This window comes from Alteribacillus bidgolensis (genome assembly GCF_002886255.1).
Lineage (GTDB): Bacteria > Bacillota > Bacilli > Bacillales > Marinococcaceae > Alteribacillus > Alteribacillus bidgolensis.
The window spans coordinates 4,296,891-4,323,460 of sequence record NZ_KZ614149.1; the positions used below are offsets into that span (position 1 = coordinate 4,296,891).

The following is a 26,570-nucleotide window of genomic DNA, read 5'->3' on the forward strand; positions in this document are numbered from 1 at the left end:
AGGGGAAATTCATGAAAGCAGGCCCTGTTTATCAAAATTATATTAATGGCGAATGGAGAAGCGTACAAGGAGAATCGGAGAAAGTAATTAACCCGGCAAATGAGAAAGTACTGGCTGAGGTTAACCTGTCCTCTCCTTCAGATGTGGATGAAGCCGTAAATGCAGCTAAACGTGCACAATTATTTTGGAAAACCGTTCCTGCACCGGAAAAAGGTGAACTGCTTTTTGAAATATCACAAAAATTGAGAGAACAAAAAGAAGAGCTCTCTCAGATTCTAACCGCAGAAAATGGTAAACCAATTCAAGAAGCACGCGGCGAAGTGCAAGAAGCAATTGATATGGGTTTTTATATGGCAGGAGAAGGCCGCCGATTATTCGGGCAGACTGTTCCAGCTGAACTTCCGAACAAGCACGCGATGAGTATTCGAAGTCCTGTTGGAATTGCTGGTTTAATAACCCCATGGAATTTTCCGATTGCGATTGCCAGCTGGAAAATGTTCCCTGCCATCATAAGCGGCAACACGGTAGTGTGGAAGCCTGCCATAGAGACTCCAGGGATGGCAGATGCCTTTGTTCGAATTCTAGATGAATGCGGTCTGCCTGCAGGTGTTGTTAACCTCGTACACGGTGCAGGAGAAACCGTTGGAAGTGCCATCGTAGAGCACGATCAGATCGATATTGTATCCTTTACTGGTTCTACAAAAACGGGTCGTCTGATAGCTAGTAAAGCCGGCAGTATGCTGAAAAAAGTATCCCTGGAAATGGGCGGGAAAAATGCAATTACTGTAATGGATAGTGCAGATATTGACTTGGCAGTGGACGGTATTTTATGGAGCAGTTTTGGAACAAGCGGACAGCGCTGTACTGCTGCGAGCCGTATTATTGTTCACCAGGATATAAAAACAGAACTAGAAAAAGTTCTCATAAAACGAACAAAAGAGTTAACAATTGGAGATGGAGTGAAAGAAGATACAGATGTTGGCCCTGTTATCAGCCGCCAGGCATTAGAAAGTATTCATGAATACGTTAAAATGGGCAGAAAAGAAGGGGAACTTCTGTGCGGCGGCCGTATTATAAGCGGAGGACAGCAAGGTAAAGGTAATTACTATGAACCGACTATAATAACAAACGTTCAACCTAGTGCAAGAATTGCCCAGGAAGAAGTTTTTGGGCCGGTTATTGCTATCATACCTGTAGAAAGTTTTGATGAAGCAATGCGGGTTAACAATGATTCAGCTTATGGATTATCAAGTTCCATTTTTACAAAGGATGCAAATGAAGTATTTCGGGCCATGCATGAAATGGATACGGGAATTGTCTATGTAAACGCGGGGACAACCGGGGCTGAAATCCATCTGCCATTCGGAGGAACAAAGAAAACAGGTAACGGTCACCGTGATTCCGGAACCGCTTCATTAGATGTGTTTACAGAATGGAAAAGTGTATACGTAGATTACAGCGGTAAACTTCAGCGCGCTCAAATAGATAATAATTAGCAGTTGAAATCAGGGTTTCTCAAAAGTGTCAATGCTTGCGGGAAACCCTTCTTGTATTCAGTCAACTCTTTGTACATACATCTGATTGATGAAATTATAGAAAAAGTATGATATGTTTGGGAGAAGAAATAGGAGGGATAGTAATGGAAAACCTCGATTACTTGATTATTGATGGCAAAAAAAGAATATCGATTCAGCCGCAAAGAATGGCAGTTTACCTCCAAAGCAAGATTGTAGAAACGGTAGATAAAAATAGAGACGTTTATTATCTTTTCTTCTATAAAGACGAATATCTTACTGCTTTAAAAGCAGCTAGTGTACGACGGCGTTCTCACTTAGAAAAAGCTTTTAAACATGGAATGACATTTCCTTCTGCCCACCCTTTTTGCCACACGGTTTTATCTTCTGAAGGAACTTTTCAAAAACGAAGCTTCAATCAGATGCACACAAAAGTGCAAAAACAGTATACCCCTCATGAAACCGCCCTTATTCTAACTTTCTTCGATGCGTTTATCCCAAAGAGAAAACTTTTTAAAGACATTCAAGCCTACTTTTATCAATACCGCCGTAATGGCCAATTATTTGCTGCTTACCGTATTTTGCGTATATTGTTGGATTTTACGCCAAAGCACAGCTGGGTAAAGCAAACAGCAAATGAATTAGGATATGCAAAATTCAAAATGATGTATCAAGAGATGGCCGGCACTTTATGGGAGAAAGACCCTTTATTTGTGGAAAAAGCTTTGTTTGCCCGTCGGAAAAAACATCCGGAAAGAGCCGAGGAGCTTATCGATTTTCTTAATAAAGAGGAGCGTTGGATAGATGCTCTGGCTTTACTCATGAATCAGCTTATCCAAACTTCATCTGCTGCTTATTACAATCAGCTCCAGCAATTACTTAATAACCATTACTCCCATACCGATATTCTTTTTATCTTGGAAGATTTATATCAGCGTATCCCGAATTTAGAACTACTTCAATATGAGTTACTCCATTTTTATCTAAAGTACCATCACCTTAATTCATCCATTCAATTAATGAACAAACACCAAATGTCTCTTAAAGATGAACAATGGTCGACGTTAGAAACAATGTTAGAAAACATGGATGTGGTTTCAGCGGACATTCAAGTTGAAGAGCTCAACTCCTACCTTGCTTCTCTTTTTAAAACACAACCAAGAAAAGCAGAGACAATTCTTCAAAAGTGCGTCACTCAATTAATGGAAAATCGTGACCTATCTTATATTTCAAATTGGCTTGCTCCTATTAAAGAAAATTATTCCCAATCGTTAGTTGTAAAACGTATAGAACAAATGAAACAGCTCAGTGATGATCCCGATAAGCAGCGGCAGTTAGGTGAGTTATATTATCATTTTGACCAGCTTGATCAGGCAATTGAGTGTTTCAGCTGGGAAATGGAGATGGACAAATCTGATCCTCTTCCTGTACGCTGGCTTTCAAAAATATATTTAGAAGCAGGGAAAAAAGAGGAGTCAAAAGCATATCAGCAGCTTTATCGAGATATGCAAAAAAAGGCAAACGCATAACAGACTGTTCTAAAACTCGCCAAAAGGCGGGTTTTTTTATTTAAACAAGAAGGGTATTGATCTTTCCTTCTTAACTAAAAACTCTTTACATATTGGAAAAAAATGATTAAAATTATCTGTATTAATACAAATAATACAGATGAGACAAAAATATAACAAAGGAGGGGATGTTTTGTTTGAATTAGATGTGCGAACCCGAAAGCCAATATATGAGCAGCTCATTGATAACATTAAAGAACTGATTGTTTCTAAAGTATTGAGCCCAGATGAAAAACTGCCTTCTGTTCGTATGCTTTCTAAAGAATTAACGATAAATCCAAATACAATACAAAAAGCCTATCGGGAACTAGAAAGAGAAGGCTATTTATACTCAGCAAACAGAAAGGGGTATTTTGTGGCTCCCATTGAATGGATCTCAAATGATAAAAAATTAGAAGAATTAAAGAGACAGTTTCAAGCTTTGTTGAAAGAAGCTATTTATTTCGGCCTGACGAAAGAAGAACTAGAGCGTTGGTTTGAGGAAGTGCAAGAGGGGGGAGAACAAGGTGATACACGTTGAAGGAGTAACGAAAAAATTTGAAAAAGAAACAGCAGTAGCTACGATTGAATTATCTGTCAAGACAGGGTCTATATATGGTCTGCTTGGTTCCAATGGAGCTGGAAAAACGACATTGTTAAAAATATTGGCAGGCATTTATCGACCTGATCATGGAAATGTTCACATTGAAAAACAATCAATTTATGAAAATGTATCTTTAAAACAAAAAGTAGTATTTATTCCAGACAGCCTTTATTTTTTTCCACAGGCTACAATACATCAAATGGCAGATTATTACAGATCATTTTATCCAGGATGGAATCAGGAGCGGTATGAAACATTACAGCAAGTATTCAATATAGATCCACATCGAAAAATACAACGATTATCAAAAGGGATGCAGCGCCAAGTTGCCTTTTGGTTATCTCTATCCTGTATGCCCAATGTTTTGATACTCGATGAGCCAATTGATGGACTTGACCCTGTCATGCGCCAGAAAATTAAAAATTTATTGTTTCAGGATGTAGCAGAAAGAGATTTAACGGTAATTATATCTTCTCATAATCTAAGAGAAATTGAAGATATTTGTGATCATGTTGGCATTATGCATAAAGGAAAATTAGTCATTGAAAAAGAGTTAGACGATTTGAAAACAGATACACATAAAATTCAGGTCGCTTTTTCATCACCAGAACAAGAAACAAGCATGCTGAAACAGTTGAATATTCTTCATCAAGAAAAAAGAGGAAGTGTAAATCTTTTAATTGGAAAAGGCCAAAAACAACACATAGAAGAAATTGTTCGATCTTCCCAGCCTTTAGTATTTGATATGCTGCCGCTTACGTTAGAAGAAATTTTTATTTATGAGATGGGAGGGGTCGGCTATGAAATTGAAAACATCCTTATTTAACCCAGGTATACAAAAACAAAATATGAAACAACACGGGTGGATTAGTCTTATTTACCTCATAGGCCTGTTATTTTCTGTTCCATTGCAAATGGTATTGTATGCTGCAGATGAAAATCGTACCCAATATCAACATGTCGAACATTTATTTAATATCGGATTTCCTTTGCAATTACTAATGTCGTTCATTATACCGATCATAGCAGGTATTTTTCTGTTTCGATACTTACAGACGAAGTCCGCAGCCGACATGATACACAGCTTGCCGATAAAAAGAGGTACTTTATATGTCAATCATGTGATCAGCGGTGCGGTTATGTTGATGATACCTGTATGGTTAACAGCAATCGCTGCTTCGATGGCAGTTAATGCTTATTCTGTATTTGAATTTATTTCTGTTGCTGACGTATGGATCTGGACCATTGTTATGACGATCATGTCATTATTTTATTTTTGTTTTTCGGTATTCATCGGCATGATGACGGGAATGTCTGTGGCTCAAGGCATTCTAACTTTTATTATTTTGATGCTTCCGGCAGGTTTGTTTGTATTAATCAGTACTAATCTCAATTATTATTTGTATGGTTTTTCTAATGAATATTATACAGGAGAAACCATTACCAGGTGGGCACCAATTGTTATGATGAGTGAGTTTAATCATACGCCGGATATACCAGTCGGGAGAGTACTGATTTACTTGTTTTTAACTGTGCTGTTTGGTGCAGTTGGCTATATCCTATACAAAATCCGGCAAATCGAAACAGCTGGTCAAGCGATTACCTTTCAGCCGCTTCGTCCCATTTTTAAATACGGAGTAACCATTTGTACGATGCTCTTGGGAGGCGTATATTTTGAACAATACGGAACAATAGAATGGCTGGTATTTGGTTATATATTCGCCTCTCTCCTCGGTTACCTTATCGCAGAAATGATTCTTCAAAAGACGTGGAGAATTTGGAATGGTAAGACGTTTATTCATTACGCTGGTTATGCTGGTATGATGGTCATATTAGCATTTGTCATAAATATGGATGTTCTAGGGTATGAGTCCAACGTTCCAGATGATAATCAAATCGAAAGTGTTTACTTTGGCAATGATGTGTATCCATTGACAAATAGTGAGAATACTGACATTTATATTTCGGATGAGAGTTATATTAAAAATGTGAAAGAATTACATGAATATATTGTTCAAACAAAGCCAGAACAGGTGGATGCCCATACTCCATATGGAAACAACCGGTACGTGATAGCCTATCAGCTGGAAAACGGCTCAACGCTTGTACGTCAATATGAGCTGCCGATCGAGGCAGTGGAGGAAAAATTGGCTGGTATTATGGAATCAGAACCATATAAACGAATGCAATATCACGTTAATGATCTTGATCAAGAGCTTGATAACATCGTCATTACAGCAAGCGGGCCTATACAAAAGAACGTTACAATATCGAACACAGAAGAAATACAAGAACTTCAGCAAATATTAAAATATGAAATTTCTTCAATGAAACTAAATGAAATGACCGCAGCTGGTATGAACTGGGGACATATCTTGTTAGAGCCAGCGGCACAAGAAGAGAATCCATTACTAAATCAACCACAACCTGACATTCCATGGAAAAAATCGTTTCATGAATTAGAACAGTGGCTGGATGAAAAAGGATATTTAGAACAGGCACGAGTAATGCCAGAGGACATTAATGCACTAGAAATATTGCGGGTGCCTGGTGGGACGCGCGGTATAACATATCCCGACCAAGTATTTAGAGAACAAAACGAACAAGGCATGGAACAATTAGTTAAAGTAAAAGATACAGAGGTAATAGAAGAGGCATTAGAACAATACAGAAACATTGGGGAAGGGGAATATTTTGTTCGGTTCCTTACCAATAACCGTAGAACAGAATTGTACGGTGTTTTTCCTGAAAACCAGGTACCAGACAAGATTATATCAGCGTATAACAACGAATAAATAAAAAACTCGCCGAAATGGCGAGTTTTTCTTATTCCCGTTTGAATCCTTCTTTCTCCAAGTAATCTGCTGCTTCCGGATAAGAGTTGAAGGTACCATCAAGGTCGGTGTCTGCATACACATTCCACTCATCTCCTTCCTTAAGAAGGACGAGTACTTGGTCATTGTCATTAATCCATTCTTCTAAATACATCTCCTGGTCTGAATCATCGGCAGAAAGAGAGGTAATAGAAGCATCAATAATAGAGCGAAGTTCCTCTTCAGAAAAGTTCCGTATGTTTACGAGCCCTTTTTCATCAGAGTCGTATTCTTCAAGCAAACCGGCATAAACAAAGCCATTACCATTTGGATGCAAATGATAAACAACATTCTTTTTATCATAAACACTATCTTCATACTGAAAATTCAATCGTCCCAGTGACACTTCTTTTCTTGTCAATTCTGGAAAAGTTTCTATAATTTTTATTTTCTCTTCAAATGTCAGCATATATCCTCCACAAGTTTATGATATCTAAGTATTTATTATAGCATGGTTCAAGCCAATACGAAAAATGGCGTGCTTTCCTTCAGGGCCTAAAAACGTAATCTAGGATGTATAAGAACAGGACTTATGATATAGTGAGTAAAAATGACATAAGGACGGAGTTAAGGTGGGAATCATTGGCCGTATGCCCATTCGCGGCAAGATTACATTTTTGGTTTTTAGTATTGTATTATTTACTTTTATAATGATAGGCATTATTTTGCTTGGTTATGCATCAGACGTAAAAGAAGAAGAGTTAACACAACGAGCAATGATTACTTCTCAAAATTTAGCTCAAAATCAAACCGTAAAAGACTCAGTAACAGAGCTAGATGGTGCTGATCAGATACAGCCGATAGCTGAACGAATTCGTAAATTGAACGAAATCGACTATGTCGTTGTTTTAAATATGAATAAAATTCGTTTATCGCATCCAATCCCGGATAGACTTTATTCTTATTTTAACAGTGATGATGCAGAAGCGGCTTTTTCGGAGCATGTTTATACAACTAAAGCAAAAGCAAATGACGATATTACAGTAAGAGCATTTGTACCCATTATGAATGATAATCAGGAACAAGTGGGTGTCGTAGTAAGCGGTAATATTTTGCCATCAACTATATCACTTATTGAAGAATTCCGTAATCCTGCCTTACTTATTTTTATCATTACGATTTTATTTGGAACGTGGGGAGCATGGCTTTTAGCGTCTCATATTAAAAATCAGACGTTTGAGATGGAGCCAGAAGATTTAGCTCGGGTTTTAGTGGAACGGACAGCCACTTTTCACGCCATCCATGAAGGGGTCATTGCCATCGACGAACAAGAAAAAATAACGGTCATGAACCATGCTGCCAAAAAGATGCTTAGTGTTGCAGGAGAGCCTATCGGTCGTCCCATTCAAGAAGTTATTCCCGATACAAGACTTCCAGAAGTGTTGGAGATGAATAGAGCTGTTTATCAAAAAGAGTTTTACGTACAGAACAGAGCTATTTTAAGTAACCGTATTCCAATAAAAGTGAATAATAAAACCGTAGGGGCTGTAGCTATTTTTCAAGATAAAACAGAAGTGAACCGGCTAGCCGAAGAACTAACTGGAGTAAAAACGTTTGTGGATGCTCTTCGAGTTCAAAATCATGAATATTCAAATAAACTTCATACCATTGCTGGCTTGATTCAAATGGATGAAGGAAAAAAAGCACTTGAATTTATTTATGATGTAACAAATAGTGAAAACAATTTTATAAAAAGAGTAAGTGATCAAATTCATGATGATAGCATCACCGGGCTATTAATAGGAAAATCAAGTAGAGGAAGAGAGCTTGGGGTTGAGCTGACCTTGAGCAGACAATCTTATTTTAATCAATACCCGGAAGGAATCCATTCCAACGATTTAGTAGTTATTCTTGGAAATTTAATTGATAACAGTTTTGATGCGATGAAATATAAAGAAGGTAACGACAAAAAGGTTTTTGTCCATATTCTAGAAAGCGAACAAGCCTTAATGATAAGAGTAGAGGATAATGGCACTGGAATAAAAGAAACCGTATTAAAGCATATATTTGAAAGAGGATATTCTACGAAAGGCAGTGAAGGACGGGGTATTGGCATGTTTTTGGTTAAGTCTATTGTAGACAGAATAGATGGACAAATAGATATTTCTTCTGATAAGGAGAGCACAGAAATGATGATTATACTCCCCATGAAAAGAAAGGAGGGCACGTAGGATGAAACAACCTAAAACAGACATTCAAATCCTGTTGATTGAAGATGATCCGATGGTACAGGAAGTCAATAAAATGTTTATCGAAAAAGTGGAAGGTTTCACAGTAGCTGGAGTAGCAGCAGATGGCCAAAAAGGCAGGAAACTTGTGAACGAAATCGAACCTGACCTCGTGCTGCTCGATGTTTACATGCCTAATGAAGACGGCATAGAATGTATTCAACATTTACGAGAAGCAAGAATTGATATCGATATCATAGCTGTTACAGCTGCAAATGATACGGCAACCATTCAAGACTTACTAAGAGCAGGTGTCATCGACTATATTGTAAAACCGTTTACGTTTGAACGAATGAAAAGGGCATTAACTCAATATCGGCAGCGGAGTGCACAATTTCTCAATCGGGAAGAGATGTCCCAAAATGAGCTTGATGAGATGATTTTGTCTGGAGAAAATCAAGAGCAGCACCAAGATGAACTTCCAAAAGGTTTACAAAAAAAGACCCTAGAGCAAGTCGTTGATTTTCTTAATAAAATGGAAACACCTTTATCAGCAGAGGATATTGGTCAGGAGATCGGGCTTGCACGGGTAACCGTAAGAAGGTATTTAAATTATCTTGAAACTATAGGAAAAGTAAAAATTGAATTAACCTATGGACAAATTGGACGACCAATTCAATTGTATAAAAGGATAGACAACTCAGAGGAGTCAGGTTAATGAAAAATTTAATTACCATTGCCGCCTTTATCGTAATTGGTTTAATGACATCTTTGTATATTGGTTTTGGTTATGAGGAAAATCAAAACATCGCAGCTGAAGATGAAGAAGTGAAAGGTTTAAATGAAAAAGTCACTCTGAAATTTAGTTATGTAACAGCAGAAAACACACCAAAAGGGAAAGCTGCTCGTTATTTTGCCCAGGCAGTGAAGGAAAAAACAAATGGATGGGTAGAAGTGGAAGTCTATCCGAATGGGATGCTGTACGAAGCGCAAGAAGAATTTGAAGCTTTACTCAATAATCAAGTACATTTTATTGCACCGGCTTTTTCTGAAATAGCTGTTCATGACAATAAATGGATGGTAATGGATCTTCCATTTGCTTTTAAGGATGAAAAAATGGTAAAGGAAGCTTTTCAAGGAAAAATCGGTGATTTATTATTTGAGAGTATTGAAAACTCTCATTATAAAGGACTTGCCTTTTGGGATAACGGTTTTAAACATATTACGAACAATAGTCACCCCATTACAGACCCTAAAGATTTGAAAGGGCTTACGATGAGGGTGATGCCAAGTAAGGTCTTGTCAGAAACGTATCATACCGTTGATGCTGATCCAAAAACCTATCCATTTAATCGAGTCTATTCTTTGCTCAGCGATGGGAAGATAGATGGAACAGAAAATACACTTTCTAACATTTATTCTAAAGGTTTTTATGAGCAGCAGCGTTATATGACAATGAGCCGCCATAATTATTTAGGGTATGCTGTACTTACGAACAAGTCTATGTGGAACACGCTGCCGGTCGAACACCAGCAAGCTATAGAGGACGCAATGGAAGAAACGACAGAATGGATGCGGACACATGCTAAAGGTATTAATAACGAAATGTTAGAGAGAATGCAAACACAGAATGTGATGGAAATACATGAATTAACTGCTGAAGAAAAGGAAAAATGGAGAAAGACGTTAAAACCGGTTTATAAACAATATGAGGATAACATCGGACAAGAACTATTAGAAGAATTAAGGAAATTACAAAAAAAATATGGTATGTCCTGATCCAGCACCCTTTTTTCGATTATAGGGTGCTGATTTATGTTCGTGAACAAAAAGAACAAAAAGATATTTAAGACCAAATACTGAAACAATTATGTAAACGCTTCATAATTTAAAAAGTGAAAATATTCTATATAATACAGGGGGAAAAAATCATGGAAAAATATTTAAAACGTACGCTTTTATCTGCAGTTAGCGGTGCTGGTATTTTATTTGCTGCAGCTTGCGGCGGGTCTGATGAAAGCGGAGCAGAAGGTGAAGCAGATGGAAGTGCAGATGGAGAAGAGCAAGCTTCCGAAGAAGGAATCTCTTATGATGACTATCCTTCTACTGTCAAAATTGGTACAGCATCACAAGGCGGTACTTACTATATTTATGGCGGCGGAATTGGTTCATTATTGGAAAGCGAATTAGATATTACAGCAAACGTAGAAGTAACTGGTGGTCCGGTTCATAATATGCAGTTAACAAATGGAAAAGACCAAGATATCGGTCTTGTAACACTTGGACCAGGATATGAAGGAGTAACAGGAACAGGGGAATGGACAGAAGGGAATAAAATGGAAGATGTTCGTGTAACCTTCCCAATGTATACAACTCCGTTTCATTGGTGGTCTCTTGAAGGTAGTGGGGTAGAAAGCATTGATGATATGGATGGTATGAAAGTTGGTGTTGGACCTGCTGGTGGAACGTCCGGAACATATTTACCGCTAATTCACGACGCGCTTGAATTGAATATTGATCCCGTACAAGCCGGAGCTAGTGATATGGTAAGTCAACAAATGGATGGACAGCTTGATGTAATAGGATTTGCGGCTGGTATTCCAATCTCTGCAGTAAGTGAGGTAGAGGCTCAGCGTGATATTAATTTCTTTGGTATTGACGGGGAACAGCGTGAAAAAATTATCGAGGAATATCCGTATTTCTTTGAATACACTATTCCAGCAGACACCTACAATCAGCTCGATGAAGATTTAGAAACGATTGCTATGTTTAACTTTGGAATTGTGCATAAGGAAGCAAATGAAGAATTCGTGTACGACTTAGTAAAAGCATACCATGAAAACCAAGAAAAATTGATGGATACTCATTCCGCTGCAGAAGAAGCTGAAATCGAAGCTATCCTTCAAAATGATGTAATGCCATTGCACCCTGGTGCAATTAAATTTTACGAAGAAGAGGGTATTGACCTGCCAGAAGATGTATACCCGCCTGAATGGGAAGAGTAATAAATAAAAGCGGGGCGGGCCTGTTAAAAAGGCCTGCCTATTATTAAAAGGTATTTCAGTCTTCAATAGGATGTTGAACCATACGATACGCAGGTTATTTTCGTATTGAAGGCTGAAAAAGCTGTCGTCTCGTACAATAGAAAGGAGCAAAAAATATGGCAAAGAAAGACCAACGTTCACCAGATGAAAACGAATCGTTATTATCAGACGATCAAGCCAAACAAATAGAAGAGGCAGCAGATGGGGGAGCGAATACACGTGAGTTGTCGGGAGTTGTCAAAATTGCGTTTACAACGATAGCAGTAGCTGCTGTTATTTTTCATTTATATATTTTAAATTTAAGTCCCATGGAGCCATGGGTATTTCGGACAATTCATTTAGCATTCGGTGCGATACTAGGATTTATATTATATAGAGGCTGGAATACAACATCGAATAAAATTCATGCAGTAGACTGGTTATTAATCGCTGCTACTCTTTGGGTAACGTATTATATTACAACGAATGTTTCTTCTTTGTTGTTTAGAGTAGGGGTAATGCCCGAAATGCTGGACACGGTCACAGCAGTCATAGGGTTAGTCATCGTTCTTGAGTTAACCCGGCGTACCAGCGGCTGGACACTGCCTATTTTAGCTGGTGTTTTTATCGCTTATGTATTTTTGGGACCTTGGCTTCCTGGTTTATTAAATCACAGTGGATATGGATTTGACCGGTTTGTTACGTATATATTCGCTGTAGATGGCGTGTTTGGTGTCACACTCGATGTATCATCGAAATATATTTTATTATTTATTGTTTTTGGTGCTTTTTTACAAATGTCAGGAGTCGGTCGTTACTTTATTGACTTTTCGTTTTCTCTGGCTGGGGGAATGCGCGGCGGTCCGGCTAAAGTGTCCGTTCTTTCAAGTGGTTTAATGGGAATGATGAATGGTACGTCTGCCGGAAATGCTGTAGCAACGGGATCCCTTACTATTCCGTTAATGAAGCGAGTAGGCTATAATGGACGATTTGCGGCAGCCACAGAAGCAACTGCATCAGCTGGCGGACAAATTATGATTCCTATTATGGGAGCTGGTGCTTTTATTATGGCAGAAGTTACCGGAATCCCTTATGCTGAAATCATTGTTGCCGCTACAATACCTGCTTTTTTATATTTTATATCTGTCTATTTTATGGTTGATTTTCAAGCTCTGAAAAGTGGGATGAAAGGTATTAAGCGGAAAGATTTGCCTTCTTTAAGAGCAATTGTAAAACAAGCCTATTTGTTTCTGCCGGTTGTGCTTCTCATTTATTTGCTTGTTAATGGTTATTCCGTTATTCGATCAGGTACAGCTGCTATTATTGCTTGTTTTGTGATAAGCTGGTTCACTAAAACGAATAAAATGGGCATTCGCCGACTTATAGGCGCATTTGATCTAGGAATGAGAAACACTATTCAATTATTGGCGGTTTGTGCTTGTGCTGGAATAATTGTTGGTGTTATTGCGTTAACTGGGGTAGGAATGAGATTTAGTTCAATGCTGCTTGGAGTGGCGGATACGAATCAGTTCCTTGCGCTTGTCTTTGCTATGTTTATTTCCATCTTACTTGGAATGGGAATGCCTACCACTGCTGCGTATGCTGTAGCTGCGTCTGTTGTTGCTCCAGGTCTGATTGAAATAGGGTTTGAACCATTATTTGCTCATATGTTTGTCTTTTATTTTGCAGTGATGTCCGCTATCACGCCTCCTGTTGCCTTGGCAGCTTATGCAGCAGCAGGTGTGGCAGGTGAAGATCCTTTCAAAACAGGAGTTCAAGCATTTAAACTTGGAATAGCAGCATTTATTGTACCGTATATGTTTATTTATAGTCCTTCCCTCTTTATGATCGGAGACGCGGGAACAATTATACTCGCAGCTGTTACAGCAGCAGCAGGAATTTATTTCTTATCGGCTTCTGTTCAAGGCTGGTTTTCAAAAGGCCGGGCAGGCTGGATTGTCCGACTCCTTTTACTTGGAGCAGCGATCTCGTTAATAAACACAAATATCTGGTTTGACCTTCTAGCTGTAGGCTTTGCGATATTGGCCTTTATTCTGCAAAAAATAGCAGCTGTTGAAAAAAAGACAGAAGAACATCCAGGCATACCATCTTAATACACCGTTGTTTGCAAAACTATAACAACAGATGATTGTCAGGAGGATCCTTTTGAAAGGGATTCTCCTTTTTCAATTTGCCGAGATTTAGGTGCAGTTCACTATTAATTATGGGATGGCTTTCTTTGTTACACAGACAATACGTCAAGCGGACTATTTTCTTTGGTGATGTCTTGGAGTTCAAAAGCCGGAATGGGGAACATTGGAAACCCTGCATACCCAGGTGAGATGTCATATTCATTAAAGTAGATAACCAACGTTTTATCGGCAATATAGTATTTTTGGTTTGGAGAAATTCCAGGAAATCCATTCAAAAGAGGTATATCCCTTCGTTTAATTTGCTCCTCAATAATGGCGTTAATTCGTGCTTCATAGTCACTTCCTTGTTTAAATAAATCCTTTAATTGGTAAATTTCTCCCGATTGAACATCGGCAGTCAGCGAATCCATAAATTCGACTGGATGTGCAAGCGAAGGCATATTAGCAAAAAGCGTGAATGTGAAACTTACAATGCCGCGCTGATTGTTTTTCATTTCGTAATTTCCAATAATCTCTGTCACGCCTGGTTCATAATACCCAAGCTCTTTCACTTGTAAAAACATCCCATCCATCTTGGTAAATATGGTGTCATTTAATTTATGCTGATGCATTGGGTTTAACAGCATTAACTGCGGGTAAAAAATCGAAATGTTCGGTGCCATAATGGAATAGGAATGAACAGGGACCGGCAGACGGTATCGTTCCATTTTAATCAACCCTTGCCAATATAAATTTATACAGTAGCCTATTCTCTCTACGGCAATAATGGAACAAATTTGTCAATGAGGATAAAAAAAAACCATGCTGTACATATTAGTAATGGTTAAGTATTTTGACTTTTATATAGAAAGAAGGGAATAAGTTGAGAAAAAAAGTTTGTATGCTTTTATCATGTATCTTAATCACAACAATCTTTACAGGTTGTAATACGGATAATCAGGGCGCTGGCGGACAGAGAAATAATGAATATGAACAAATAGGTTTTACTCCAGGAGATGGTACAGAAAATGCAGAAAGACAACAAAATAATAATCGTTTCCCATTTAATCTTTTTCCTGGAGGGGAGGAAGACGGAGATGGCGGCGAAACACCAATGCTGCCTGTACCAAACCCTGATTTAGAGATTGAAGATCCAGAAGTGGAAGTGCCGGATGCAGAAGAGTTTAACGTTCCAGAAGAATCAGAACAAGAGCAAGCAGATCAATCTGCTGAACAGCCTGACGAATCTCAAGAGAAAGAAGACCCTTCTGATAAAGGGGATGCTGCATCAGGTGTAATTGAATTAACCAATCAAGAACGAGAAAAAAATGGATTGTCAGCTCTGAAAGCAGATTCAGAAGTTGCAGAGGTGGCACAAGCTAAATCGGAAGACATGGCAAAAAACAATTATTTTGCACATAATTCACCGACCTATGGAAGTCCGTTTAATATGTTAAATGACTTCGGAGTTGACTATACTGCTGCAGCTGAAAATATTGCTGCCGGTCAAGGGTCTGCAGAAGAAGTCGTTCAAGCTTGGATGAATAGTGAGGGCCACCGTAAAAATATTTTAAATAAAGAGGTAACGCATATCGGTGTAGGATATGTAGAAGAAGGAAATCACTGGACGCAAATGTTTATTGGAAAGTAATTACAATAAATTTAACCGCCTGTAATAGGGCGGTTTTTTTATTTTACTTAAGGAAAGTTTAACTTTTTAAAGGATCAAAGTATAAGTAAATCTAAAACTTCAGCTATCGGCAAGCCGATTTTTTATAATTAATTGTATATAGGAGGGACAGTTACTTCAGGTTCTTCTTTTAAGGAAATATGAATTTCCAGCTTTTCATTAATAGAGGCAAAAAAGACGTTACTCACATCATCGACTCCTTGAATTTTTAGTTGATGTCTAAGCCAAATTTCATCAACATTAAATTTTTGTAAAACCCCTGGATACATTTGGCCTTCCATAATGACAGGAAAAGCAATGGAGGCAGTTTTAGTCGTTAAATTCATGTCTTCTAAGGTGACTGTGTTTTTTAATGGCTGTTTTAAAACACTCACATTTCCATTTGCTTCTACAACTGCTGTTTTTACTTGGCTAATGTCAAATATATCTTTTTCACGTAAAGCTTCAAGAATGTTATCAATAGAATATCGTATTTTTTTAAGGTTCTTACGAAGAATTTTACCATCTTGAATAACAATAGTAGGCTTGAAAGTAATGTATTTTCCAATTTTACGATTTGATATTTTTAATCTTGCTACCAAACGCTGAAGAACACCTATGAACACAACAGCAGCTACTGTTGGCAGATGTTGAACGTCTGGATCTGCAATATCAGCCCCCACGACTGAACCAAGTGTTATCACGATTAAAAAATCAAATACGGGAAGTTCTCCTATTGCTCGTTTCCCCATAAATATAGTCATGCATAACAACAAAGGTAAGATAGTAATGATTCGTCCCGTAACAATAAATATATCCATTAAGTTACTCACAAATGTTTTACCCCTTTATGTCATAGATGGTAAATTCTTCACTTATTTTCTTACAAAACGCAGCATTTATACGTAGTACTAAAAACAGTAATGTAATAATTTTGTATTATAACTCAAGTCTTATTTTCATATTATGTTTGGGTAATGAAAGAGGAAGGAATAGACATAAATAAGCATATATTTAAGGGAAGGGAGGAATTAATATGAAATCAAAGAAAACAATCGCAGGTTTTATTATTGGTATCGTTATTGGTTTAGGAATATTCATTAATTCTGTACAAGCAGGCGAAAAAACGAATGCAAATCCTCAATGGCTGCCTTATACGATACAATATGCAGTAGATTATATGCTTAACGAGAGAATATTCGAAGTCCAAGAAAAGGACGATTGGAATTTCGTTTTGAATACACCAACAGGAGAAAAAAAACTAAAAAATAATGGACGCACACTATCAACGGAGGTTGGTGAGTTATTTGAGCAGGAAGGAGACACTAGTTATTTAGACAAATATAATGATAAAAAACTAACACTTAGAATAAGCAATCCTGATGTTTTGAGTTTAGATAAAAGGAATGCCGGGGAAATCACTCTAGCAGGTGATAAAATAAAAAGCATTAATGTTAAGGCATACGCTCAAAAAGAAGGGGCAGCTGTTTTATACCTTGACCGTGTTAAAGACGGTAAGGTGACTACGTTGGCTCAAACGGAAATCGAAATAAAATAAAAAATATTGGGGTTGTCCCATAAATCGGGTCGGCTAAGAGAAAGGATCTTCTACGAAGAAATAAGGAACTTCTACTAAAACCGCACACGTCCTGTGTGCAACGTAGAAGCTACTGCATCCTGCGGGAAGTCCGTTCTATGACAACGCCGGCATTAGAACGTCCGGTTGGTCAAAGTAACAGTGAAGATCCCGCAGTGACGGCCTTTGCTCACGAGGAAGCTGAAGCGTTGCCCGCGGCAAAGGAGACACTACGAAAACGACCAAAAGAGAGTTTGAGTAGATGTTGCACTTGTGCCCTGAGGGTGAAAGCGAAGTATATTTCAGCAGAAGCGCCTTTCATTCACTTTATAATTTTGCGAATTTACTGCTTTGACCGCAAACTTTGTGAAGTTCCTCCAGCTGGCGGTTAATATAATCTTTATCCCAAGATAAAAGAGACTCTTGATCGATTCCTTCCATTACATATTCCGTGAATTTATAGACAACATTTTTAATTATGTCCGAATTGTTTGCTGCTATAACACACAGTGCTTTTAGACCTGCTGATAATACAGAAGTATCTTGAAAGCCATTTGGCGGATATAATAAAAGCATTTATAAAGATAGTCAGAAAAATCCGGTTTTTCCATTATTACTCTTAATTTTTATCAAATGCACGAGGCAAGTGTTTGCTTCCAAAGTGGGATAATACTTTTCCAAGATTTTCAATACAATTTTACAACTGTATTTGGATCATTTATTCCTGAAGAAACGCCCGAAGAGCAATTTCTGTAATTTTCGTTACCGCTATTTCCACTGTATCCTTGGAAGATCTCTCTGGTCCGATGGAAAAAAATTCATGATAGGTTTGGGATTATTAGGTGTCTCTAGTTCCCACTTTGAAAGAAATGTTCCCCTTTTTCTATGTAATCATTTATATTGGCGTTGATGCGCACAATACAATCATCTTTTTGGGTTTGTTTAACTATTCCATTAATATCAATGTTTTGAATATAGCCAGAGTGTTCAGCATGAATAATACGAGGATTTATGTGATTAATATCTTCACTTTCCCAATCATCCATGGATCATCAGCTTCTATTTCTGTCTCTTTCTTAAATTCCTTGTCTATTTTCTCAATCGTATTTCGTGTTATATAGTGCAGAAGACTGCTCACTTGAATCCAGCTTGACACATGGTGAATGAAGTACACAAAAACAAATGTACAAATGATGGCAAATAAGACGGCAAAAGAAAGAGCAATGAAATGAGTAACCGTTTCGGTTTCTCTTATGAGAAGCAGTAAAAGAATCGAATAAATAATACCAGCAATAAAAAATCCTAAAACACGCTGTGTGTTAAGGTCACTAATGAAATTTTGCAAGGTGCGAGGTGAAAATTCAGATATATAAGTGGTTAAAACAATCAAAAGGTTAAAACAATCAAAATGGTGGATAACGTAATTGTCGTCATGGTAAGTAAGGCTGCTGAAATAGAACCTAAAATATTTTGAGCCAAATCAATATCCATAAACAAGGAATCAGGAATGAAACGATGAAGATATTCCACACTCATAATGTGAGTGTCTATTTCTATACTTGCAATAGCTAACAAGAGGGCAGCTAAACCATATAAAGAAGGAATGTATAAAAAATTAGAGCGGATACGTAGCAGCATATTTTTAAGTGACATTATTTCCCTCCTCAAAGCTTTCCCTAGTTTTACAAGAAATGATTTATTCGTACTTTTATTTTCTGAATAATTTTATAGTGTTTGAAGAAAATACAGGTAATGAAAGGATAGAGGAGGGAAAGTAAGTTGAAATATAATAATGGTTTTAAACTTGCAATGTTGTTAGTTATGGCAGCCTTTTTTGTGATTCCGGCAAACATCGGCCTAGCTCAGCCGGAGTATGCTAAATGGGGTCAAGCAGCGGTCAACGAGGTGAAATCAGAGTATCCTGATTATGAACTAAAGGACTATTCATATGACGGTAAAGTTGTTATTTCCGATGAAAGAGAACAATTTACGTTTACGATGACTCTTGAAAAGAATGGAGAATCACAAAAAGTAAAAGCATATGTGTTAACGAATCCACAAACAGAAGAACAAATAGAAGTTTCTCTTGAAGAAATAGAATAATGATGAAAAGAGTACGGGCAGTCTAGAAAGAAGGACTGCTCGTTTTTTTCATTCGTTCCGAATAGGACCGGTATGTGGTAAATAAAATAAAAAAAAGGAATGGTATAACCTGCGCGGGAGGGGAAGCAATTGTTTACATATAAACATTTTCTATACAATGCACAAAGTAAGATCGAAAGCATGCTTCATAATGTTCATTCAAAAAAACGATGGAAAGAAATAATAATAGAAAAGGAAGATGTGCAATGGGTCAAGGATCAAATAAAAAAGAATGGAAATCAAAACGATAAAGTTCCTGCTTCTGTATTACCTGATGAGCGAGTAATAGTAGAACGTATTAAGGAAAAAACAACAAAACAGAACAGAAATAATGTCACAAGAACAGAAGCATACAAAGAGGTATTTTTGAAACATCCGGAACTCCATTGGGCATTTTTGGCTCACATGGTATCTAGAAACGGCGGATGGTGTATGACAGACCTTAAAGGCGACTTGCTGCCTTATTTGTTAAATAGTAAAGAGCGGGAGCATTTATATGAATTCTTTGAAAGAGTAAATGCTTTAATATTTCAAGACGCCTATCCTCAACTGCTCTTATATGAAGAAAGTAAAAACCAAAAGAAAAACTTGTTTCACCTATTGCCAGTCTTTTGCGTTTCTGCATTTATGCGTCCTTTTTGGAATCATTTTTTAGAAAACCAAAATTCTGCGTTACTTACTGTCGCATTAATAATAAATGAGCAGCATTATATTGAGGACAGAGTCATTCAGCGTGAATATTTTCAGAAATATGTCCTTCAAACGTTGAAATTCAAGGGTCAGGAAGCTATTCAATTAACACAAGTTGTATTTCCGTACGCTATATCTAAATTCCCCTGGCAATCGAATAAATATAGATTGGCCGGGTTAATTATTGAAAATTTCGAAAATGTGAATGAACGAATAGCAGTCGGGAAAAAATTGTATGCCATCTTGTTTGGAATCGAAGAGGTGTATGCCGGGGCATGTTCCTTTGCTAAAGGACACCGGCACACAGGATCCCGCTCCGATTATTGGGAATATATGTTTTCAAGCAGTGAAGAATATATGCATAGGAGTTATGGAAAAGAAAGGATAATTGCTTGCAAATTGATCGAAGGAGCGCCGCTATTTTACAGTCCAGCTTTAACTGAAGCCTGGGAAGACAAGCCAGTGGAACCACCTGACATTTTTGAATGGTTCAAAGATTTTTCTGTTTTTGATTATTTGCAGACTTACTCTGTTCCCACTATTTTTGATATGACGAGCGAATATTGTTTTGGACTAAATAAAATGGAACTTGCCGTGTTAACAAAAGGTGCCATGAAACATCAGGGGCGAGGCTGACTTGTATCGCTGCATATACACCCTTTATTAAATTATTATTATCTTAGAGAGGACTTTATTTGCTATGACACTTTATTTACTTATAAATGGCAGTTATATTTGGAATACCCATTGTTAGAACAACTTGGTTTTCCGTCAAGTGAAGACGACGGAAGCTTTATTGCTTAGCAATATTAAGGAACGGGAAAGCTCCCGTTCCATCTCGTTTAATCTTTATTCCGTTTGTTCCTCTATTACACCGCATGCTAAACGATCTCCTGCGTCTCCGGATGGCTGGGATTCGTAGTCATCGGCCTCTTCATGTATAACTAATGCTGTGGCGTCTTCATCTAATAAGGAATTCTCTTGTCCGGAGGCAAACGTTACATCTTCAACAGTAAATTCTTCAGAGACTTGTCCGTTTTCATTTGTTGTTATATTTGGTAAATCTCCTGCATGTGGTCCGTCTTCTGAGTCAAAGCCATGATCGGAATCGTCTGGATTAAAATGACCGCCTGCTGACTCAAAATCAGGTGCTTCACATTTGCCTGTCTCGTGAATGTGAAATCCATGTTCACTATCTTCTGGAAGGCCGGACGCTTCAAGCTGTATTTTAATTCCCTCATCGGTTTCTTCTAAGTTAGCGGTGCCGATCTCATTTTCTTCACCGTTCATCAATGAAACCGTAATGGGGTCTTGATTTGCTGCTTCTTCTTGTTCTGTGCTTTCATTTTCCGTCCCCTCTGATGTTTCTTCCTCTGTTCCATCGGTGTCTTCGTCTTCTTCTAACTCAGGAGAATCTGGATTTTCGTCGGTGTCTGGTTCATCCGTAATATCTTCTTGTCCGCAAGCGTAAAGTCCGAATGATACAAAAAATAATACAATAATAAGTATGCTCCTCTGTTTGATCATAGAAATACATCCTCCTCTAAACTTTTCCATATTCTGTTACCTTTTCTCCTTTATGTTAAACGTGGTATGGAAAAGTTAAGAAGAAGGTCGGAGAAAGTTATATAATGCAAAAATCATGGTTTTATATATCTCATGATTAAAAAAATGAAGCGGTTGGCTCCAAAATAGTAAGAGTATTGTTTACCGTATCAAGGTTTGCCATAGCACCTATAGGCACAGCAGCTTTGAATAATCCGTGAGCAGTTGTTAATCCTGTCATCAAAGGTTTATCCAGTGGAACAAGGAAATTTTCAATTACTTCTTCATATGATTCTCCATACGAAACAGGACATCCTGTGCACTCTCCCATTATAATACCAAGGCAATCGTCAAATTTCCCTGCCATTTCAAGATGTTTTAAATATCGATACACTGTATTCGATTGGTTCATGGGTATCTTCTAAAACGATAATTTTGCCAGCTGTATCGATTTCAAATGGCGTGCCCAGCATTCCAACGAATGAAGTTAGGGTGCCGCCAACAATGGGGGCAGTGACATTTCCCAGAACACGGCTGACCAGTGGAATATCGGGCGGGTTTTCTATTTGCCTGGGGGATTCTAATGTAGACACAGCGGAATAAAATTGGTCAAAATTGTAGGCTGGGGCAGTTAGGCTGAAATCGACCAGCATAAAACTCTGAAAGGTAACAAGATCTCCAAATTGGTATAAAGCATTTAATAAAGTTGTTATGTCACTGTACCCTGTGACTATTTTAGGGTTATTGCGAATTAATTGAAAATCAAGATATGGGAGAATCCCAGCCACTCCAACCCCGCCCCGCGAAGGAAGAATCATTTTTACTTCATCTTCTGCAATCATTCGCATAAAATCAAACGCGCGCTCCTCACCTGATCCGGCAAGAAAACCGTCACGCGCATATACATAATCTTCCAATATGACATTAAACCCCAACTCACGCAATATCTCAATTCTAGGATTTGCAGCAGCTGGATCAATGGGACTTCCTAGAGTAACGATTCCAATTGTGTCACCCGCTTGAAGAAGCGGAGGTTTATTCGCCAATTTTCATCCCTGCCTTTTTGCCAATACATTTAATAGATGTATATGGAAAAAAAGGTAGAATCATCACAGGATCAATAAACTTCCTATAATTATTTAAATACAGCCTGGCAAGCCAGACGATAATTAGCATCAATTTCTTTTCCTAACTTTTTTTTCTCTGCTTCATTAACGGAAGTTAACATGCTATTACCTTTCAATAATTTAACACGACATTTACCACACGTCCCTTTTTTACACTTATAGTCAAGCTCAAATTCTTGATTTAAAGCACTATTAAGAACGGTGTTATTACGGTCCGGTTTAATCTTAAATGTATTTTGATGCTGCTGGATTTCAATAAAATTTTCTGAAGTTTGAGCGGGAACAGAAGAACTTTCAAATTTCCTATTAAAAGCAGAACTGCCTGGTTTCAAGGAACCAATTGTCAATTTATTTGTCACAGATAGTCACCTTTCCTAATTATATATTTGCATTTAATATTCAGAATGTATATTGACCTAAGGCTGTTTTTCACTTACAATTATGATAATGAGAATCGTTATCATAAAAAGTGATTGATATACTGGAAAAGGAGAGGTATCAGCATGAAAAACCAGATTAATGGCTATGATGATATGTATACCGTCCTTGCGAATGAAAGAAAAGTTGGAGGTGTAATTGAAAGTGAGTACCTCCGTCTCTCAAGCGGCGATGAATTTTATAACGTAGTTATAACAAAAGTTGAGTTAATAGGGTCTGCATTATGTTCCATTGGATGTGTGACCGAGAATGGACAAAAGCTTATTGTAAATGCTAAAGACATTAGTATGATTCATCAGCCAGAACATAAGAAAATATTCGAAATACGTAATCAAACATTTAAACATACAAAGATGAAGGAAAAATTAAAATATTTAAAACGTCTTTTTGAGTTAAATGAAGGAAGTTACAACCCGTTTTTCAAAGAGGAAGCTGCAATGATTATTGAAGATATTGGCTTAAGTAATGCTAAGCAAGAAATTGACGTGAGTGTTATATATCCAGAAGAAAAAGTTTATACCATAGCATAAAGAATATGTTGATTCATATAGAAGAAGCAGGGTCAGTTCTCTCTTAAAAGAAGCTGACCCTGTTTTTGTTTTACTTGTCCAACGCTTCTGTCGAAGCCTTAAGCTCTTTACTTTTCAACATCTTCAAGTGTACAAATAGCTGTTGGGCGCTTAATTCGTAACGCAATAGCTTCATACACCCTAAATAGGTAGTTCATATTTTCTTCGTCTAAGAATGAAGTGTCAAAATCACTAGCTATAGCAAGATCGAGATTTTGCTTTCCAGTATCGACTACCACTCCGCGGCTGCCTCTGATCATTGGAGATTGAAAAACACCTGCTGTCATCAGTTCACGGACATGTTCAATTTCTAATACATGCGTGTCTTGGTGAACACGGTGAATAAGAGCGTATAATTCTGGTGAAAGAACCAGAGCAAAAGGACCGGTATGCCCCATTTTTAACAATTTATTTCTTGCTTCCACGACATCCGTAAAAGCATTTCCCGATTTCATCCAGTCACTGCGAATATGAGACAGTTTGCCTTTTATATTCATGATCCCTTTAAGATCAAATTCTTTTGAGCCATTAAAGATGAGATCATCCTCTAGTAGAGCACATTGCTGTGCTGCATTAGCGGAAGCAGAATAATCAATGGGACTGTTCAATGTTTTAGCTTGTTGAATATCACGCCAAAACAGAATAAAGTCTTTATATAAAAGCGGAATCGTAAGGTTGACTCGGCGGGTTGGATTGGATAGCTCAGAATCTGCCCCGTGAAAACTCATTCCGCCTCTGCCAGGGGCTTCATAGATGTCTGTAGGAACAGATTGCATCCCTTCTCCAAGTGGACCGTAAATATCGATAAAACGTCTGCCGACCAGCTGTTTTTTCGCATGTTCGAATACTGTTTGATCTAGTTCATTCCACTCACTATTATTTAATGGTGAATCAGCATATAGATTTGTTTTGTCCATGATAGAGACCTCCCTTTATTTCTTTAGGCTTCCGACAGTTAATTGTTTTCTTTTCGTAAATTCATTGATGTTCTTATTGGCTGGAGCTTCACTTTTTGAAGATGTATACGCGTCAATTTTTAAATTTTCATCAATATCTTCTTTCTCATCGGTTGGTACGGAAGCGTTATATTGAAGTGTTCCCTTGAAATCTTCATTCAACTGTTCTAATAATTGTTTCGTTTCCTCGTAATCAGCTGCTGTCATATCTCGTAATGAACGAATAGGCTCTTCTAGTTCAGTGTCTTTAAATGTATAAAGAGAGAGATCCAAGTGTTCTAGAAAGTTATGTAATCCGAATTTTTCTAAGCTGATATCTTGGAGTAGATGGACAAACTCACTACTGTCAGGTGAAATAGGGGATTCATTTTCATTAATAGAATTTAGGGCTGGCAGTAAATGATCTAAACGATCATGCCGATGGTCTTCTTCTTCATAAATATGATGCCAGTACAGCCGTTCATGATCATCCTTGGCATTTTCAATAACAGGAGTGATGATACCTTTGAATTCATTTAATGCTTGACGGTTTCGTTTAAAGATATTTTCTAATTGCGAAAAAGATAATGTCACCATAACACCTCCAATTTTTAAAATTCAGCATTTTTATCATTGTACCCAAAAATTATTAGTTAAAACAAGTTTATTTGAAATAATTAGAGTAATTAACCCTAAAAAATATTCTCGTTAAAAGAGGAATGGTAAATTATGCTATAGAATATTTTTACAGATAAAACCACTTGCCTTGCTGCCAAGCTTAAGAGAATTAACTACGAAATGAAACAGAAATGGGGGAATACGATTATGGGATTGGACGAACAAACCAAATATGTACTCGATCAGATGGGAAAAACTGGTGGTTATGAAATGCACGCGCTTTCACCAGAGCGGGCAAGAGAAGCTTTTGTAAAAATATTTGCCCGGCAGGAAGAAGCGGTGTCAGTTGGTAATGTCGAAAACTTTTCAATTGTAGGACCAGATGGCAGCATTCCCGTTAGAGTTTATTATCCTGAAGTCGAGTGTGATACTTATCCCGTCTCGTATACTATCATGGAGGGGGTTAGGTTGTTGGAAGTATTGAGAGTCATGATGGTATATGCCGGGCTATTACAAATACAGCGGAATGTGTCACTATTTCAGTAGATTATAAATTGGCTCCGGAATATAAATTTCCTGCTGCTGTGGAGGATGCTTATGCAGCGGCAGAATATGTCTATCGGTTTGCGGAAGATTTTAATGCTGACAAATCCAAAATTGCAGTAGGCGGAGATAGTGCAGGTGGAAATTTAGCAGTAATCGTCACGCATCTTGCTAAAGACAAGGGCACTCCGCTGTTGCTTATCAATTACTGTTATATCCAAGCATGGGGGTATCAAACATACCTTCTGTTTCCATGAAAGAAAACTCACAAGGCTACTTTTTGACAGCGGGGATGATGACGTGGTTTCGAAACCATTACTTAAACGGAAAACAAGATAAACAAAATCCAATGGTGTCTCCTATGAATAACAAGGATTTTTCCGGGATTCCGCCTACATTTTATTGTCACAGCTGAATACGATCCGCTGTGTGATGAAGGAGAACAATATGCAAAAGTGTTAGAAGAAGCTGAAGCGAATGTCGAATGTGTACGCTATGATGGGACGGTTCACGGTTTTATGAGCATGGCTTCCACTCTTGATATAGGAAAAAGAGCAATAGAAAGAGCTTCTCTTACTTTGAAAAAAGAATTAAAATAATGTTAGAAAAACTTGGCTTACCTCCAAGTCCAAATGGCGGAAGACGTAGTTTTACTTTTTGATCCTTTAAAATGCTAAACATTTCTAAATTATAAAAAAGGTCCGGAAAACTTTTTCCGAACCTTCTTCATAAGGGAGAATGAGTTCTTCTAATACTTTGAGTATGGATAAGTTCATTCGGCAGATAGTATAAGCAGCCAAAGCTTGCCAATCAGTGAGTTTTCTTTATACTATCATAGATTGGAAAGAGGAAGATAG

The 26,570-nt window shown here is 37.7% G+C and carries 28 protein-coding genes and 2 pseudogenes; 18 read left to right on the forward strand and 12 right to left on the reverse strand.

The window, feature by feature from the left end; genetic code table 11:
- Positions 1–11: 11 nt before the first annotated feature.
- The 5 genes from CEF16_RS21125 (at position 12) to CEF16_RS21145 (ending at position 6,460) form a co-directional block, all read left to right on the forward strand.
- Positions 12–1,496: an aldehyde dehydrogenase family protein gene (locus tag CEF16_RS21125; RefSeq protein ID WP_091585936.1), complete on the forward strand. Its 1,485-nt coding sequence runs from the start codon at positions 12–14 to the stop codon at positions 1,494–1,496.
- A 143-nt stretch (positions 1,497–1,639) separates the two neighbouring features.
- Positions 1,640–3,043: a hypothetical protein gene (locus CEF16_RS21130; RefSeq protein ID WP_091585938.1), complete on the forward strand. Its 1,404-nt coding sequence runs from the start codon at positions 1,640–1,642 to the stop codon at positions 3,041–3,043.
- A gap of 172 nt (positions 3,044–3,215) precedes the next feature.
- On the forward strand, positions 3,216–3,602 hold the full coding sequence (locus CEF16_RS21135; protein WP_091585941.1) for a GntR family transcriptional regulator: 387 nt from the start codon (positions 3,216–3,218) through the stop codon (positions 3,600–3,602).
- Entirely contained in the window at positions 3,589–4,491 is a 903-nt protein-coding gene (locus tag CEF16_RS21140; RefSeq protein WP_091585943.1) for an ABC transporter ATP-binding protein, read from the forward strand. Before CEF16_RS21135 ends, CEF16_RS21140 begins: the two co-directional genes overlap by 14 nt.
- A complete protein-coding gene (locus CEF16_RS21145) occupies positions 4,466–6,460 on the forward strand; it encodes a DUF6449 domain-containing protein (RefSeq protein WP_091585945.1) in 1,995 nt (664 codons plus the stop codon). The genes CEF16_RS21140 and CEF16_RS21145 overlap by 26 nt, the downstream gene beginning before the upstream one ends.
- A gap of 31 nt (positions 6,461–6,491) precedes the next feature.
- Here CEF16_RS21145 and CEF16_RS21150 read toward each other — a convergent pair whose 3' ends face one another.
- Positions 6,492–6,947 (reverse strand): hypothetical protein, encoded by a 456-nt coding sequence (locus tag CEF16_RS21150; protein ID WP_091585947.1) that lies wholly within the window; start codon positions 6,945–6,947, stop codon positions 6,492–6,494.
- Between the two features lie 163 nt (positions 6,948–7,110).
- Here CEF16_RS21150 and CEF16_RS21155 point away from each other — a divergent pair, with 163 nt between their 5' ends.
- From CEF16_RS21155 to CEF16_RS21175, 5 genes are all read left to right on the forward strand, one after another.
- Complete coding sequence (locus tag CEF16_RS21155; protein WP_091585949.1) at positions 7,111–8,709, forward strand: ATP-binding protein; 1,599 nt, start codon at positions 7,111–7,113, stop codon at positions 8,707–8,709.
- 1 nt (position 8,710) lies between these two features.
- A complete protein-coding gene (locus tag CEF16_RS21160) occupies positions 8,711–9,424 on the forward strand; it encodes a response regulator (RefSeq protein WP_091585950.1) in 714 nt (237 codons plus the stop codon).
- A complete protein-coding gene (locus tag CEF16_RS21165) occupies positions 9,424–10,485 on the forward strand; it encodes a TRAP transporter substrate-binding protein (protein ID WP_091585952.1) in 1,062 nt (353 codons plus the stop codon). Before CEF16_RS21160 ends, CEF16_RS21165 begins: the two co-directional genes overlap by 1 nt.
- 152 nt (positions 10,486–10,637) lie before the next feature.
- Entirely contained in the window at positions 10,638–11,711 is a 1,074-nt protein-coding gene (locus CEF16_RS21170; RefSeq protein WP_091585953.1) for a TAXI family TRAP transporter solute-binding subunit, read from the forward strand.
- 155 nt (positions 11,712–11,866) lie between these two features.
- Positions 11,867–13,843, forward strand: coding sequence for a TRAP transporter permease (locus CEF16_RS21175; RefSeq protein ID WP_091585955.1), 1,977 nt, complete (start codon positions 11,867–11,869; stop codon positions 13,841–13,843).
- A 128-nt stretch (positions 13,844–13,971) separates the two neighbouring features.
- On the opposite strand, the gene CEF16_RS21180 is transcribed toward CEF16_RS21175, so the two are convergent.
- Positions 13,972–14,589, reverse strand: coding sequence for an RsiV family protein (locus CEF16_RS21180; RefSeq protein WP_091585957.1), 618 nt, complete (start codon positions 14,587–14,589; stop codon positions 13,972–13,974).
- 155 nt (positions 14,590–14,744) lie between these two features.
- Here CEF16_RS21180 and CEF16_RS21185 point away from each other — a divergent pair, with 155 nt between their 5' ends.
- Positions 14,745–15,512, forward strand: coding sequence for a CAP domain-containing protein (locus tag CEF16_RS21185; protein ID WP_245917950.1), 768 nt, complete (start codon positions 14,745–14,747; stop codon positions 15,510–15,512).
- 128 nt (positions 15,513–15,640) lie between these two features.
- On the opposite strand, the gene CEF16_RS21190 is transcribed toward CEF16_RS21185, so the two are convergent.
- A complete protein-coding gene (locus CEF16_RS21190) occupies positions 15,641–16,363 on the reverse strand; it encodes a DUF421 domain-containing protein (protein ID WP_245917951.1) in 723 nt (240 codons plus the stop codon).
- A gap of 203 nt (positions 16,364–16,566) precedes the next feature.
- Between CEF16_RS21190 and CEF16_RS21195 the strand changes: the two genes are divergently transcribed.
- Positions 16,567–17,088, forward strand: coding sequence for a hypothetical protein (locus CEF16_RS21195; protein ID WP_091585959.1), 522 nt, complete (start codon positions 16,567–16,569; stop codon positions 17,086–17,088).
- 345 nt (positions 17,089–17,433) lie between these two features.
- Here the strand turns inward: CEF16_RS21195 and CEF16_RS24145 are convergent, their stop codons facing one another.
- The 4 genes from CEF16_RS24145 to CEF16_RS21215 all read right to left on the reverse strand — a co-directional run bounded on the left by CEF16_RS24145 (position 17,434) and on the right by CEF16_RS21215 (position 18,759).
- The gene (locus CEF16_RS24145; RefSeq protein ID WP_091585961.1) at positions 17,434–17,682 is read right to left on the reverse strand and encodes a hypothetical protein; all 249 of its coding nucleotides are present in this window, start codon (positions 17,680–17,682) and stop codon (positions 17,434–17,436) included.
- A gap of 272 nt (positions 17,683–17,954) precedes the next feature.
- Positions 17,955–18,152 carry a DUF2254 family protein gene (locus CEF16_RS25030; protein ID WP_091585963.1) on the reverse strand — a complete coding sequence of 66 codons (198 nt, stop codon included), beginning with the start codon at positions 18,150–18,152 and terminating at the stop codon, positions 17,955–17,957.
- Positions 18,116–18,496, reverse strand: a complete 381-nt coding sequence (locus tag CEF16_RS25035) for a DUF2254 family protein (protein ID WP_170032259.1) — start codon at positions 18,494–18,496, stop codon at positions 18,116–18,118. Before CEF16_RS25035 ends, CEF16_RS25030 begins: the two co-directional genes overlap by 37 nt.
- On the reverse strand, positions 18,493–18,759 hold the full coding sequence (locus CEF16_RS21215; protein ID WP_091585966.1) for a DUF2254 family protein: 267 nt from the start codon (positions 18,757–18,759) through the stop codon (positions 18,493–18,495). Before CEF16_RS21215 ends, CEF16_RS25035 begins: the two co-directional genes overlap by 4 nt.
- Before the next feature lie 126 nt (positions 18,760–18,885).
- Between CEF16_RS21215 and CEF16_RS21220 the strand changes: the two genes are divergently transcribed.
- Both CEF16_RS21220 and CEF16_RS21225 read left to right on the forward strand, forming a co-directional pair.
- Complete coding sequence (locus tag CEF16_RS21220) at positions 18,886–19,209, forward strand: DUF3889 domain-containing protein (protein WP_091585968.1); 324 nt, start codon at positions 18,886–18,888, stop codon at positions 19,207–19,209.
- 129 nt (positions 19,210–19,338) lie between these two features.
- Positions 19,339–20,574, forward strand: coding sequence for a DUF2515 family protein (locus CEF16_RS21225; protein WP_091585970.1), 1,236 nt, complete (start codon positions 19,339–19,341; stop codon positions 20,572–20,574).
- A 213-nt stretch (positions 20,575–20,787) separates the two neighbouring features.
- Here CEF16_RS21225 and CEF16_RS21230 read toward each other — a convergent pair whose 3' ends face one another.
- The 3 genes and pseudogenes from CEF16_RS21230 to CEF16_RS21240 form a co-directional block, all read right to left on the reverse strand.
- Complete coding sequence (locus CEF16_RS21230) at positions 20,788–21,465, reverse strand: superoxide dismutase family protein (protein ID WP_091585972.1); 678 nt, start codon at positions 21,463–21,465, stop codon at positions 20,788–20,790.
- Between the two features lie 136 nt (positions 21,466–21,601).
- Positions 21,602–22,529, reverse strand: a pseudogene (locus tag CEF16_RS21235) (S66 peptidase family protein).
- A gap of 89 nt (positions 22,530–22,618) precedes the next feature.
- Positions 22,619–22,969 (reverse strand): 2Fe-2S iron-sulfur cluster-binding protein, encoded by a 351-nt coding sequence (locus tag CEF16_RS21240; protein WP_091585974.1) that lies wholly within the window; start codon positions 22,967–22,969, stop codon positions 22,619–22,621.
- A gap of 144 nt (positions 22,970–23,113) precedes the next feature.
- Here CEF16_RS21240 and CEF16_RS21245 point away from each other — a divergent pair, with 144 nt between their 5' ends.
- Positions 23,114–23,578, forward strand: a complete 465-nt coding sequence (locus CEF16_RS21245; protein WP_091585977.1) for a hypothetical protein — start codon at positions 23,114–23,116, stop codon at positions 23,576–23,578.
- A gap of 107 nt (positions 23,579–23,685) precedes the next feature.
- Here the strand turns inward: CEF16_RS21245 and CEF16_RS21250 are convergent, their stop codons facing one another.
- Both CEF16_RS21250 and CEF16_RS21255 read right to left on the reverse strand, forming a co-directional pair.
- Positions 23,686–24,534, reverse strand: a complete 849-nt coding sequence (locus CEF16_RS21250) for a family 1 encapsulin nanocompartment shell protein (protein WP_091585979.1) — start codon at positions 24,532–24,534, stop codon at positions 23,686–23,688.
- Positions 24,535–24,549: 15 nt separating this feature from the next.
- The gene (locus CEF16_RS21255) at positions 24,550–25,149 is read right to left on the reverse strand and encodes an IMEF encapsulin system ferritin-like cargo protein (protein WP_245917952.1); all 600 of its coding nucleotides are present in this window, start codon (positions 25,147–25,149) and stop codon (positions 24,550–24,552) included.
- Between the two features lie 201 nt (positions 25,150–25,350).
- Here CEF16_RS21255 and CEF16_RS21260 point away from each other — a divergent pair, with 201 nt between their 5' ends.
- The 3 genes and pseudogenes from CEF16_RS21260 to CEF16_RS25045 all read left to right on the forward strand — a co-directional run bounded on the left by CEF16_RS21260 (position 25,351) and on the right by CEF16_RS25045 (position 26,312).
- Positions 25,351–25,716 (forward strand): hypothetical protein, encoded by a 366-nt coding sequence (locus tag CEF16_RS21260; RefSeq protein WP_139185967.1) that lies wholly within the window; start codon positions 25,351–25,353, stop codon positions 25,714–25,716.
- Positions 25,680–26,128, forward strand: a pseudogene (locus tag CEF16_RS25465) (alpha/beta hydrolase fold domain-containing protein). The gene CEF16_RS21260 and the pseudogene CEF16_RS25465 overlap by 37 nt, the downstream one beginning before the upstream one ends.
- Positions 26,115–26,312, forward strand: a complete 198-nt coding sequence (locus tag CEF16_RS25045; RefSeq protein ID WP_281259222.1) for an alpha/beta hydrolase — start codon at positions 26,115–26,117, stop codon at positions 26,310–26,312. The pseudogene CEF16_RS25465 and the gene CEF16_RS25045 overlap by 14 nt, the downstream one beginning before the upstream one ends.
- The last annotated feature ends 258 nt before the right edge of the window (positions 26,313–26,570 follow it).

What these genes read in the sequence shown, in the direction of transcription:
- CEF16_RS21125 (WP_091585936.1), top strand. Translation starts at nt 12, where the DNA reads ATGAAAGCAGGCCCTGTTTATCAAAATTATATTAATGGCGAATGGAGA.
- CEF16_RS21130 (WP_091585938.1), top strand. Translation starts at nt 1,640, where the DNA reads ATGGAAAACCTCGATTACTTGATTATTGATGGCAAAAAAAGAATATCG.
- CEF16_RS21145 (WP_091585945.1), top strand. Translation starts at nt 4,466, where the DNA reads ATGAAATTGAAAACATCCTTATTTAACCCAGGTATACAAAAACAAAAT.
- CEF16_RS21150 (WP_091585947.1), bottom strand. Translation starts at nt 6,947, where the DNA reads ATGCTGACATTTGAAGAGAAAATAAAAATTATAGAAACTTTTCCAGAA.
- CEF16_RS21160 (WP_091585950.1), top strand. Translation starts at nt 8,711, where the DNA reads ATGAAACAACCTAAAACAGACATTCAAATCCTGTTGATTGAAGATGAT.
- CEF16_RS21165 (WP_091585952.1), top strand. Translation starts at nt 9,424, where the DNA reads ATGAAAAATTTAATTACCATTGCCGCCTTTATCGTAATTGGTTTAATG.
- CEF16_RS21170 (WP_091585953.1), top strand. Translation starts at nt 10,638, where the DNA reads ATGGAAAAATATTTAAAACGTACGCTTTTATCTGCAGTTAGCGGTGCT.
- CEF16_RS21175 (WP_091585955.1), top strand. Translation starts at nt 11,867, where the DNA reads ATGGCAAAGAAAGACCAACGTTCACCAGATGAAAACGAATCGTTATTA.
- CEF16_RS21180 (WP_091585957.1), bottom strand. Translation starts at nt 14,589, where the DNA reads ATGGAACGATACCGTCTGCCGGTCCCTGTTCATTCCTATTCCATTATG.
- CEF16_RS21195 (WP_091585959.1), top strand. Translation starts at nt 16,567, where the DNA reads ATGAAATCAAAGAAAACAATCGCAGGTTTTATTATTGGTATCGTTATT.
- CEF16_RS24145 (WP_091585961.1), bottom strand. Translation starts at nt 17,682, where the DNA reads ATGCTTTTATTATATCCGCCAAATGGCTTTCAAGATACTTCTGTATTA.
- CEF16_RS25030 (WP_091585963.1), bottom strand. Translation starts at nt 18,152, where the DNA reads ATGGATGATTGGGAAAGTGAAGATATTAATCACATAAATCCTCGTATT.
- CEF16_RS21215 (WP_091585966.1), bottom strand. Translation starts at nt 18,759, where the DNA reads ATGTCACTTAAAAATATGCTGCTACGTATCCGCTCTAATTTTTTATAC.
- CEF16_RS21230 (WP_091585972.1), bottom strand. Translation starts at nt 21,465, where the DNA reads ATGATCAAACAGAGGAGCATACTTATTATTGTATTATTTTTTGTATCA.
- CEF16_RS21245 (WP_091585977.1), top strand. Translation starts at nt 23,114, where the DNA reads ATGAAAAACCAGATTAATGGCTATGATGATATGTATACCGTCCTTGCG.
- CEF16_RS21250 (WP_091585979.1), bottom strand. Translation starts at nt 24,534, where the DNA reads ATGGACAAAACAAATCTATATGCTGATTCACCATTAAATAATAGTGAG.
- CEF16_RS21255 (WP_245917952.1), bottom strand. Translation starts at nt 25,149, where the DNA reads ATGGTGACATTATCTTTTTCGCAATTAGAAAATATCTTTAAACGAAAC.
- CEF16_RS21260 (WP_139185967.1), top strand. Translation starts at nt 25,351, where the DNA reads ATGAAACAGAAATGGGGGAATACGATTATGGGATTGGACGAACAAACC.